We start from the raw sequence: 11,079 nt of genomic DNA, 5'->3' as shown, positions 1-11,079 counted from the left end.
ATCGACGCGGGCCCGTTGGGCGACGGCGCGACCGGGGCGTTGTTCACGAGCTTGACCTTCTGGCCGTTCTCGTAGATCGCCTCGAGGTCGTAGCGCTGGCGGAACAACAGGTTCTCGTCGTCGAGCGAGTCCACGACACCGTTGGTGTACAAGAACGTGTTGTTCTTGCGACGGTCGTCGTTGTGGAACTGCCAGCGCAGGACGATGTCGGCCTTCGCGTCACCGTCGTTGTCGATGTTGAAGTCGTACTGCGCATCCTGGGCCCACGGGAAGAAGTTGGGGCCGCCGTTGGGTTCCTGGAAGCCGGAGTAGTTCGCGATGATCGTCACGAAGTCCGGCTGGTCGCCTGCCACGAACGCGTACAGGTCGGTGTTGTCGACCGTCGGGTCGGCGGAGATCAACGGCGCCTCGCGGTGGCTGGACGCCACCGAGGAACCCGGCACCAGGACGTCGACGGCGGCGATCAACACCGTGGCGCCGGCGGCCGCTAGCACGCCCCTCGTGCGTCGCCGCCGTGTCAGTGGTGGTGCTTCTGCCATGCCCGCTCCTTTCCCACTAGCCCACGCACGCGGGCTTCAGGGAGGGATTCGCAGGAATCGGCACCGGCGTTCAACGCTCGGCCATCACGAAGGTGATATTGGTCCGAACGGCCCACGTCCAGCGGCCGTTCGGACCAGTTTCACGCCTGGCCGATCCGGCCCGCGTCGTAGATGACGCGTCCGTCGAGGACGGTCCGCAGACACGTCGGCAGCGGCGAGCCGGGCTCCAGCGGCGGCAGGCCGGGCACCCCGGAGCGCGGGTCGAGCGACCACCGCTGGACCCGCGAGTCCGATCCGGCGACGACCAGGTCGGCCGCGTCCCACACGGCGTAGGTCGCGGGGGCGCCCGGCTGGAGGGTGCCGGTGACGCCGTCGTCCACGCCCGCCGCCCGCCAGCCGCCCCTGGTGTGCGCGGTGAACGCGGCCCTCGGCGACAGCCCCGCCCCCGGCGTGCGGTGGTGCACGGCGGCGCGCACGGCCGCCCACGGGTCGACCGGCGTCACGGGGGTGTCCGAGCCGAGCGCCAGCAGCATCCCCGCCGAGGCGAGCTGGGCGAACGGGTTGAGCGCCGTGCCGCGCTCCACGCCGAGGCGCTGCGCGTACATGCCCTCGGGGCCGCCCCACTCGGCGTCGAACAGCGGCTGGACCGACGCCACGACCCCGAACGCGCCCAGGGCCTCCGCCTGGTCGGCGGTGATCATCTCGACGTGTTCGAGCCGGTGCCGCCGGGCCGCGAGGGCGGGCGCGCCGACCTGCTCGGCGGCCAGTTCGAAGCCCCGCACCACGGCGGTCATCGCCGCGTCGCCGATGACGTGGAACCCGGCCTGGAGCTGGGCCCCGGTGCACCGCACGAGGTGCGCGGCGATGGCGTCGGCGTCGTGGTAGAGCGCGCCGGAGGTGTCCGGGCGGTCGTCGTAGGGCTGGTGCAGGGCGGCGGTGCGGGACCCGAGGGCGCCGTCCACGAACAGGTCGCCCGCGAGGCCGGTGACCGGGAGGTCGATCGGCTCGAACGCGCCCCAGTACCCGACGACCCTGGGACCGTCGGTCATGGCGAGCAGGTCGGCGAGGTCCTCGGTGCTGGAGATGTCCGGGCCCGCGCACTCGTGCACGGCGGCCACGCCCCGGCTCGCGGCGTGGGCCAGGAACGCCCGCTGCGCCGCGCGGCGCCGCTCGGCCGGGATGGCGTTCTTGGCGACGGCGCGGACGTGGTGGTGCGCGGCCCGCGACAGGGGCCCGTCCTCCGACCAGCCGTCGGCCCCGCGGACTCCGGGTGCCGCGTCCACGAGCGCGGTCGACGCGAGCGCGGAGTGCACGTCGATCCGCGACAGGTACACCCGCGCTCCCCCGGCGGCCTCGTCCAGCTCGGCGCGGGTGGGCGGGCGGCCCTCGGGCCACGTCGTCTCGTCCCAGCCGTGGCCCCAGACGAGCGGCTCGTCGGTGGCGCGGACGGCGGCCAGGCACTCGGCGAGCGACGCGCAGCCGGTCAGGTCGAGGCCCGTGAGCTGGAGGCCTGCCGAGGTCGCGTGCACGTGCGCGTCGACGAACGCGGGCGCGACGAACGCCCCGTCGAGCTGGACGACCTCCGCGTCGGGGTGCAGGGCGCGGCCGACGGTGTCCTGGCCGATCCACACGATCGTGCCGTCGGTGACGGCCATGGCGGTCGCCGCCTGGGAGGAGTAGACGCGGCCACCGAGGAGAAGAGTTGTCGTCACGACCGCTCAGTCTGCCCGTACTCCTCCGCGAGCCGGTCACGGAGGCGGGCGTGGCGGAACTGGTAGACCGGTCCGACCTGCCGGAGCACGCCCCGGCGGTGGGCCTCGCGCAGGAACGCCATGAGCCGCCACGGCAGCCTCCCGGTGGCGGCGAGGTAGGCGCGGGCCAGGGCGAACCGGCCCCACGCCTGGTAGGCGACCGTCTGGGCGAGGCCGATCGCCAGCGCGGTGGTGAGCGCCCTCGGGCCGTCTCCCCCGCCGAGCAGCGCCACCGCGAGCCCGACCGGCACGGCGAACTTCACCACGGTGACCAGCGACGTGGTGCGGTCGACCCGCAGCAGCCGGTCCGGGTCGCCCACGGTCCCGTCGGCCGGGCCTGCGCCGACGGCGGTGGCGACCGCGAGCGCCGCGACGGCGGCGGCCAGCAGCACGACCGTCCACGGGGCCAGGCCCAGCAGCAGGCCCGCGCCCGCGCCCGCGCAGAGGCCGACCGCCGCGGCGCCGGGGGCGCCGGACCACCGGGTCGGGCGCAGGCGCAGCGGTGGGTGGTCGGTGCCCAGGCCGCTGATCATCGGTCCGAGCAGGACGACCAGCAGCACCGCGACCGAGGTGGACCCGCTGACCGCCGCGCCGAGCAGCACCGGCGCCGCCAGGGCCGCGGCGAACAGCACCCGGCGCCCGCGCACCGCGCTCGGCAGCCGCCACCAGGCCAGGTCGTGGGTGTCCTGGCGAACCAGGAAGTCCGCGAGGAAGCGGAGGTGCCGCCGGTCGCGGTGCTCGGTGTAGAGCACGGGGACGTACCGGCCGAGCAGGTGGGCCTCGGGGTCCGGGACGTCCAGCAGCTCGGCGGGGTCCTCGGTGTCGTAGACCGTGCGGGCCAGGGTGGTCATCAGCGGCGTGCCCAGCACCGGGAGCAGCCGGTCGAGCACGGGTGCCCACTTGTCGCCCCTGGTGGACAGCCGCAGGTACTTCTCCACGTCGGCCGCGTCGAGGTCGGCCAGGACGATCGCCGCGGCACCGGTGACCACGTCCGCGGCGGCGGCGTACTCGGCCACGCGGCTGGTCAGCACGAGCGGGTCGTCGGCGCCGAGGGAGGCGTTGATCCCCCGGATCGCCCGGTCGCGCAGGTGCGGCGCGATCTCGTCGAAGCCGTCCAGCACCGGGAGGACGCGCTCGGCGGCGACCAGCGCCGCGGCCTCGGGACCGTACTGGCGCTCCAGCTCGTCGGACAGCCAGGACCGCAGGTCCTGCTCGGGGTTCCACGACCCGAGGGGCAGGATCACCGGGACGCGCTCGGTGTCCGCGGTGAGCACGAACCGGGTCGTGACCACCGTCTTGCCCGACCCCGGTCCGCCGAGCACCACCAGCCGTCCGGACGGCACGGCGGCGTAGACCTCGGCCAGGTCGTCCAGCGCGCCCGAGAGGTCGACCGGGTCGTCCCGGTCCGGGTCGCGGTGGATCGTTGGCCAGTGGTCCACGAGTTCCGGTGGGGCGTTGTCCCACCGGACCGGCAGCGGGTACGGGTCGTGCACGCCGCGCGCCCGTTCCTCCTGCCGCCACTGGGCGCGGACGGCGGCGGCGAGGTCGGGTGGTTCCGGCGCGGTCCGGCGTCCGCTCCACCACTGGGCGAGCGCCAGCAGCAGGCCCGCGCAGCCGAAGGCCATGCCGAGCACGCTGGACTTCTGGTCGGCCAGCTCCCACCCGTCCCCCACCAGGAACAGGAAGAGGCCGGTGGCGACCACGAGGGTCACCACCGGCCAGGTCCACCGCGGCGATCGCATCAGATCATCATGCCGCGACCTTCACCCTGCCACGGCGGAACCTCAGCACCGCCGCGGAGACGAGGATGAGCGCGAGGACGCTGTAGGCGACCATCGCGAACGTGCTGTCGACGAGGGCCACGGGATCGCCCTGGCTGATCGTCAACGTCCGGCGGAGCTGCTCCTCCGCCATCGGCCCCAGGATCATGCCCACCACGGCGGGCGCGATCGGGTAGCCGTGCCGTCGCATGAAGAACCCGATCACGCCGATGACCAGCAGCACGATCAGGTCCTGCACGACGAAGTTCACCGCGTAGGTGCCGAGCGCGGCGAACAGCAGGATGCCCGCGTACAGGTACGGCCGCGGGATCTGCAGGACCTTCACCCAGATCTTGATCAGGGGGAGGTTGAGCACGAGGAGCATCACGTTGCCGATGTAGAGGCTCGCGATGAGCGCCCACACCAGGGCCGAGTTGTTCGTGAACAGCAGCGGTCCCGGCTGGATGCCGTAGCTCTGGAACGCCGCCACGATGACCGCCGCGGTCGCCGTGGTCGGCAGGCCGAGCGTCAGCAGCGGCACGAGGACACCGGCCGCGGCCGCGTTGTTGGCCGCCTCCGGTCCCGCGACACCCTCGATGGCGCCCTTGCCGAACTCCTCGGGCCGCTTCGAGAGCTTCTTCTCGGCCGCGTAGGACAGGAACGTCGAGACGTCCGCGCCACCGGCCGGGATGGTGCCGATCGGGAACCCGATGGCGGTGCCGCGCAACCACGGCTTCCACGACCGGGACCAGAACTCCTTCGTCATCCACTTGCCGCCGACCGGGACCACCTCGACCGGCCCGTGCCGCAGGCGCGACGCCACGTACAGCGCCTCGCCGACGGCGAACACGCCGACCGCGACGACGACCACGTCGATGCCGTCGGACAGCGTGGACAGGCCGAGGGTCAGCCGGGGCTGACCGGTCAGCGTGTCCGTGCCGACCAGGCCGAGGAACAGGCCCAGCGCCAGCGCCGCGAGGCCCCGGCTGACCGAGGAGCCCAGCAGCGCGGCGACCGTGATGAACGCGACGACCATGAGCGCGAAGTAGTCGGGTGGCCCGAGGGTCACCGCGAGGTCCGCGATGGTCGGCGCGAGCACGGTCAGCAGGACCGTGGCGATCGTGCCCGCGACGAACGACCCGATGGCCGCGGTGGCGAGCGCGGCGGCTCCGCGCCCGGCTTTCGCCATCTTGTTGCCCTCTAGCGCGGTCACGATCGAGGACGACTCGCCCGGTGTGTTCAGCAGGATCGACGTGGTCGACCCGCCGTACATGCCGCCGTAGTAGATGCCCGCGAAGATGATGATCGCCGCGGTCGGTTCGAGCGTGTAGGTCAACGGCAGCAGCAGTGCGACCGTCATCGCCGGGCCGATGCCCGGCAGCACGCCGACGGCGGTGCCCAGCGTGACGCCGAGCAGCGCGTAGAGCAGGTACTCCGGCTGCATCGCGGTCGCGAAACCTTCGAGCAGCAGCGTGATGTTATCCATCGAGGAGTGGCACTCCCTCAAAGATCCCGGCGGGCAGGGAGAGCCCGAGACCGGACGCGAAGACGATCTGGATCACCACGGCGAGCACCACCGAGATCAGCAGCACCTTCCACCACGGTCGTGCGCCCAACGTCCAGGCGGCGCCCGCGAACAGCAGCGCCGCCGCGACCGGCCAGCCGACCAGGTCGATCAGCACGAGGTGCGCGACCAGGAAGGCCAGGAGTTTCACCACGGTCATCCAGTCGGTCCGCGCGTTCGCGTCCACGTCCTCCGCGTCCTCCAGCTCGCCGAGCTTCCCGCGCGCGGTGGCCACGATGGCCGCCAAGCCGGTCACGACGAGCAGGAAGCCGACGGCGTAGGGGAACGCGCGGGGCCCGACCGAGCTGGCCGAGGAGGGCACCTGGATGGTGCCCGCCTCGACCAGCGTGAAGATCCCCAGTGCGACGATCAGCCCACCGAAGACGTACTCCTCGATCTGCCGACCGCGCACCGGGTCCGCGCCCGGTGTCGGTGTGTCGACAGCGGTCACTTCACCAGCCCGATCTCCTTGAGCGTGGTCTGGATGGTGTTGATCTCGGTCGTGAGGAACTTGGAGAAGTCGTGGCCGGTCAGGAAGGTGTCGGTCCAGCCCTTCTTGGTCAGCTCCGCCTTCCACTGCTCACTGTCGTGCATCTCGGTGACCAGCTTGACGAGGTTGTCCTTCGCGGCGACGGAGATGCCGCCGGGGGCCACCACGCCGCGCCAGTTGATCAGCTCGACGGCCATGCCCGCGCCCTTGAGGGTCGGGGCCTTGAGGTCGGCGTGCTCGTTCGGGCCGGAGGTCGCGAGCGCGCGGAGCTTGCCCGCCTTGATCTGCTCGGCGTACTCGCCGACGCCGGAGATGCCCGCGTTGACCTTGTTGCCCAGCAGCGCGGCGAGCGACTCGCCACCGCCGGAGAACGGGACGTAGTTGAGCTTCGCGGGCTCGATGCCCTTGGCCTTGAGCATCATCGCGGCGAGGATGTGGTCGGTGCCGCCCGCGGAACCGCCCGCGATCGAGACGCCCTGGCCCTTGGCGGCGATGTCGGCCAGCAGGTCGTCGATCTTCTGGTACGGCGAGTCGGCGGGAACCACGACGACCTCGTCCTCGGCGGTGAGCCGGGCGATCGGGGTCGCGTCCTCCAGGCGCTTGTCGACACCGTTGGTCTCGACGGCGCCGACCATCACCAGACCGGTGATCATCAGGAAGCTGTCGGACTTCTCGTTGGCCAGCTTCTGGAGGCCCACCGTGCCACCGGCACCGCCCACGTTGCTGACCTGAACGGACTTGACCAGATCCGCGCCGGTGATGCTGGCCTGCATGGCCCGCGCGGTCTGGTCCCAGCCGCCGCCCGGATCCGCGGGGGCCATGATCTCCAGCTTCGCGACCGAGCTGGAGGAGCTCGCGCCGCCACAGCCCGCGAGCGCGAGACTCACCGCGATCGTCGCGGCCGCCACCGTGCGCGCTCCACGGGTGTGAATTCTCGACATTGTTGTACGCCTTCCGGGTATCCGGGGCTTCCGTGCCCCGGTGGCGGCTGAGGGTAGGCATTCGTCCGGTGACGAATACACCACTGGAAGTAACGGTCGTATTGGTCGTTACGGTCGTGAAGCAGCTCACAAGCGCATTGGGCCAGAATGCGCACCATGCGACGGTCGTTTTCCCTCGGTGTCTACCTGCTGGCTCTCCAGGTCGTCATCGTTCTGGTCACGACGTGCACCGCCGGTCTGCTCGCGGCGAAACTCCAGAACGACCGGATCCGCGAGGCGTACAAGGGGCGGATGCTGTCGACGGCGGAGAGCGTCGCACGGTTGCCGTCCGTGATCGAGGCGTTCGACGCGCCTCACCCGGCCGAGATCATCCAGCCTCTCGCCGAGGTGCTGCGCAAGGCGTCCGGGGTGACCTACGTCGTCGTGACCGACAACGCGGGCAACCGCTACGCCCACCCGGACCCCGCGCGGATCGGCCAGAAGGTGTCGACGGACCCGTCCACGGCGCTGTCCGGCCAGGTGTTCGTGGGCACCGAGACCGGAACGCTGGGCACCTCCCTGCGGGCGAAGGTGCCGATCAGGGCCACCGACGGGACGATCATCGGCATCGCGTCGGTCGGCATCCTGGAGACCCAGCTGGCGGCCGACTTCGCCGACGACCTGCCCGAGCTGATCGGCTGGCTCGCGGCGGCGGCGCTGATCGGCTCGCTCGGCGCCGCGATGGTGACCAAGACGATCCGGCGGCGCACGTTCCGGCTGGAGCCCGCGGAGATCGCCCAGCTGCTGGAGACCCGCGACGCCATGCTGCACGGCATCCGCGAGGGCGTCGTCGCGGTCGACGACCGCGACCACCTCGTGCTGGTCAACGACGAGGCGATGCGGCTTCTGGACCTGCGCGAAGACCCCACCGGGCTGCCCGCGGCGCAGGTGCTGGAACGCGGCGGCCTGCTGGACCTGGCCAGGGTGGTCGAGGACGTGACCGATCGGTTGGTCCTGGCCGGTGAGCGCGTGCTGGTCGCCAACCGCATGACCGCCAAGTCGCAGGGCCGCCCGGTCGGCGTCGTGCTGACCCTGCGCGACCGCACCGAGCTGTACGACGCGCTGCGCGAACTGGACGGCCAGCGCACCGTGACCGAGGTGCTGCGGACCCAGGCGCACGAGTTCTCCAACCACCTGCACGTGATCGGCGGCCTGCTGGAACTCGACCGGCCCGCCGACGCCGTGCGCTACATCGAACGCGTCGGCGGCGCGGGCTCGCTCACGTCGGCGACCGTCGACCGCGCGATGGCGGACCCGGCGCTGGCGGCGCTGCTGCTGGCGAAGGCGGGCACCGCCCACGAGCACGGCGTGTCGTTCCGGTTCTCCCCCGATTCGTCGGTCACGAGGGAGGCGGGTGACGACACGCTGACGGTGTTGGGCAATCTGGTCGACAACGCCGTCGACGCGGCGGGGTCGGGCGGCACGGTCACCGTGCTCGTCCGGTCCGACGACGACGGGGTCCGCATCCTCGTCGAGGACGACGGGCCGGGCATCGACGAAGCGGAACGCGGGAGGATCTTCACCTTGGGCGTCACAACCAAACAGCCGCGACGGGCGCACGGCCGGGGCATCGGGCTGGCGCTGGTGTCGCGGGTGGTCTCGCGGCGGTCCGGCAGCGTCGAGGTGGGCCGGTCCGAGTTGGGCGGGGCCTCGTTCGACGTCTGGCTCCCCGCCCTGGTGGGGGTCGGCGCATGAGCACCGTTCGCACCCTGGTGGTCGACGACGACTTCGCCGTGGCGGCCGTGCACCGGGCGTTCCTGGACACGTTGCCGGAGTTCACGGTGGTCGGTGAGGCGCATCGCGGGATGGACGCCCTGCGGGCCGTGGAGGAGCTGCACCCGGATCTGGTGCTGTTGGACATCCACCTCCCCGACATCTCCGGGTTGGAGGTGTTGGCCCGGTTGCGGGCGCGGTCCGGTGCCCAGGTGGACGTCATCGCCATCACCGCCGCTCGGGAGGTGGAGACCGTGCGGCAAGCCATGTCCCGAGGAGTGGACCACTACCTGGTGAAGCCGTTCACCCGCGGGGCTTTCCTGGAGCGGATGAACGCCTACCTGGCCCAGCGGGCCGAGGTCCTGCGGGTGGGGCGGGAGTCCGTTCTCGATCAGGATGCCGTGGACCAACTGTTGGCCGCCGGGCAGCGCAAGCCCAGGGGTGGGGCTTTGCCGAAGGGGTTGTCGGCGGTGACCCTGCGGTTGGTCACCGAGGCCTTGCGGGCCAACGAGGGGGATATGTCCGCGCAGGAGGTCGGGGATCGGGCCGGGGTTTCGCGGGTGAGCGCTCGGCGGTACCTGGAGCACTTGGTGGCCATCGGGAAGGCCGAGGTTCAGCCCCGGTACGGGGTGTCCAATCGGCCTGCTCATGGGTATCGGTTGGTGTGACGGTCGGTGGACGGGGATCGGGTGGCCGCCGGTCCTGGCGAATCGGGTGGCCGCCGGTTCCAGCGGTGGTGGCCGATGCGACTCGGGGCCCCTCGGTGCGACCCCTTGATCGGGCTGAGGGGCAGGTGGTGGCTGCCTGCCCGATCAAGGGGTGCGGGGGTCACCTCCCCCGAGCACAATCGGCCACCGGTTCAGGGAAAGCCGTGGCTCACTGCTCGGTCAGACGGAACCAGCGGCAGTCGTAGGGTTCCAGGGTCAGCTTCAGGTTGCCGTTCTTGGGGATTTTCGTGGTTTTCACCACCAAGAGGTCTTCGGCCGTGGTGAATCCCGCGAGCGGCAGGGTGACTGTTGTTTTTTTGTCACTGAAATTGTGCACTGCCGCTACCGTGCCGTCCGCGTCGCACCTGTGCGCGAAGGCTGCCGGGTCTTCGGTCTTGAGCACCTGGAAGTCGCCCCAGGCCAGTTCCGGGCAGTCTCGGTAGCGCTCTACGAGTTGGCGGATCCAGTTGAGCAGTGAGGTCTGGTCGCGTTGCTGCGATTGGACGTTGATGTTCTTCGGGCCGAATTCCCCCGTGACCACTGGGCCCGGCAGGGATTTCTTGTCCGCTGTGGAGAAGCCGCCGTTGGGGTCGTCCGACCACTGCATGGGGGTGCGTACCGCCAGCCTGCCCTCTGCCGCGAGGTTTTCGGCCATGCCGATCTCTTCGCCGTAGAAGAGGACCGGGGTGCCCGGCAGGGAGAAGAGGAGGCTGTAGACCATGCGGATCCTGCGCTGGTCGCCCTCCAGCATCGACGGGAGCCTCCTGCGCAGGCCCCGGTCGTAGAGCTGCATGTTCTGGTCCGGGCCGAAGGCTTCGAAGACCTCTTTGCGTTCGTAGTCGGTGAGCTTGTCCAGGGTGAGTTCGTCGTGGTTGCGGACGAAGGTGGCCCAGTGGGCGTCCCTGGGCGGGGTGGGGCGTTCGGTCAGGACCTTGGCCAGCGCGCCCGCGTCCTTGCGCGCCAGGGAGAGGTACATCTGCTGCATGCCGATGAAGTCGAAGCACATCGTCAGCTCGTCGCCCACGCCCTCGGCGTTGCCGAAGAACTTCATGGTGTCCGCGTACGGGAGGTTGACCTCGCCGAGCAGGACGCCCTCGCCGTTGCGGCGGTTGAGGAAGGCTCGCAGGTCGCAGAGGTAGTCGTGGGGGTCCGGGAGGTCCACGGCGTCGGCCTGGCCGTCGGTCTCCAGGAGGAACGGGACGGCGTCCACCCGGAAACCGGAGAGGCCCAGCTCCATCCAGAAGCCCATGACCTTGGCGATCTCGTCGCGGACCTCGGGGTTGGCGACGTTGAGGTCGGGCTGCTGCTTGTAGAAGCGGTGCAGGTAGTACTGGCCGCTGCCCTTGTCGTACTCCCACAGGCTGTCCTCCGCATCGGGGAAGACCACACCCTTGGGACCGTCCTCGGGGGGCTGGTCCGCCCAGACGTACCAGTCGCGGTGGGCGGAGTCCCGGCCGGAGCGGGCGTCCTTGAACCACGGGTGGTCCTCGGAGGTGTGGTTGACGACGAGGTCGGCGATCACCCGGATGCCGCGGTCCCGGGCGGTGCGGACGAACTCGGTGAAGTCGCCGAGGG

At 71.1% G+C, this 11,079-nt stretch carries 9 protein-coding genes; 2 read left to right on the top strand and 7 right to left on the bottom strand.

Features of this window, described 5'->3' with window-relative positions; genetic code table 11:
- The 6 genes from AC156L_RS26080 to AC156L_RS26055 all read right to left on the bottom strand — a co-directional run.
- The coding region (locus AC156L_RS26080; protein ID WP_330877683.1) for a DUF4331 family protein at positions 1-494 on the bottom strand (494 nt) is incomplete at its 3' end.
- A 185-nt stretch (positions 495-679) separates the two neighbouring features.
- Positions 680-2,194 (bottom strand): amidohydrolase, encoded by a 1,515-nt coding sequence (locus tag AC156L_RS26075; protein ID WP_330877686.1) that lies wholly within the window; start codon positions 2,192-2,194, stop codon positions 680-682.
- Positions 2,195-2,247: 53 nt separating this feature from the next.
- Entirely contained in the window at positions 2,248-4,032 is a 1,785-nt protein-coding gene (locus tag AC156L_RS26070; RefSeq protein ID WP_330877682.1) for an NACHT domain-containing protein, read from the bottom strand.
- A 7-nt stretch (positions 4,033-4,039) separates the two neighbouring features.
- The gene (locus AC156L_RS26065; protein WP_330877681.1) at positions 4,040-5,536 is read right to left on the bottom strand and encodes a tripartite tricarboxylate transporter permease; all 1,497 of its coding nucleotides are present in this window, start codon (positions 5,534-5,536) and stop codon (positions 4,040-4,042) included.
- Positions 5,529-6,065: a tripartite tricarboxylate transporter TctB family protein gene (locus tag AC156L_RS26060; protein WP_330877680.1), complete on the bottom strand. Its 537-nt coding sequence runs from the start codon at positions 6,063-6,065 to the stop codon at positions 5,529-5,531. Before AC156L_RS26060 ends, AC156L_RS26065 begins: the two co-directional genes overlap by 8 nt.
- Positions 6,062-7,012, bottom strand: a complete 951-nt coding sequence (locus AC156L_RS26055) for a Bug family tripartite tricarboxylate transporter substrate binding protein (protein ID WP_330877679.1) — start codon at positions 7,010-7,012, stop codon at positions 6,062-6,064. The genes AC156L_RS26060 and AC156L_RS26055 overlap by 4 nt, the downstream gene beginning before the upstream one ends.
- Positions 7,013-7,201: 189 nt before the next feature.
- Here AC156L_RS26055 and AC156L_RS26050 point away from each other — a divergent pair, with 189 nt between their 5' ends.
- Both AC156L_RS26050 and AC156L_RS26045 read left to right on the top strand, forming a co-directional pair.
- Positions 7,202-8,779 (top strand): sensor histidine kinase, encoded by a 1,578-nt coding sequence (locus AC156L_RS26050; RefSeq protein ID WP_330877678.1) that lies wholly within the window; start codon positions 7,202-7,204, stop codon positions 8,777-8,779.
- The gene (locus AC156L_RS26045; RefSeq protein WP_330877677.1) at positions 8,776-9,465 is read left to right on the top strand and encodes a response regulator; all 690 of its coding nucleotides are present in this window, start codon (positions 8,776-8,778) and stop codon (positions 9,463-9,465) included. The genes AC156L_RS26050 and AC156L_RS26045 overlap by 4 nt, the downstream gene beginning before the upstream one ends.
- Positions 9,466-9,673: 208 nt before the next feature.
- Here the strand turns inward: AC156L_RS26045 and AC156L_RS26040 are convergent.
- A partial coding sequence (locus tag AC156L_RS26040; protein WP_484407334.1) for an alpha-amylase family glycosyl hydrolase occupies positions 9,674-11,079 on the bottom strand: 1,406 nt, incomplete at its 5' end.

The sequence above is a fragment of the Umezawaea sp. genome, assembly GCF_057122925.1.
The sequence above is the reverse complement of the archived record's forward strand: the minus strand, read 5'-3'. Positions and strand labels throughout refer to the sequence as shown.

Bases quoted from the DNA above. Each gene is read 5' to 3' on its own strand.
- AC156L_RS26075 (WP_330877686.1), bottom strand. From the start codon at position 2,194: ATGGCCGTCACCGACGGCACGATCGTGTGGATCGGCCAGGACACCGTC.
- AC156L_RS26070 (WP_330877682.1), bottom strand. From the start codon at position 4,032: ATGCGATCGCCGCGGTGGACCTGGCCGGTGGTGACCCTCGTGGTCGCC.
- AC156L_RS26065 (WP_330877681.1), bottom strand. From the start codon at position 5,536: ATGGATAACATCACGCTGCTGCTCGAAGGTTTCGCGACCGCGATGCAG.
- AC156L_RS26050 (WP_330877678.1), top strand. From the start codon at position 7,202: ATGCGACGGTCGTTTTCCCTCGGTGTCTACCTGCTGGCTCTCCAGGTC.
- AC156L_RS26045 (WP_330877677.1), top strand. From the start codon at position 8,776: ATGAGCACCGTTCGCACCCTGGTGGTCGACGACGACTTCGCCGTGGCG.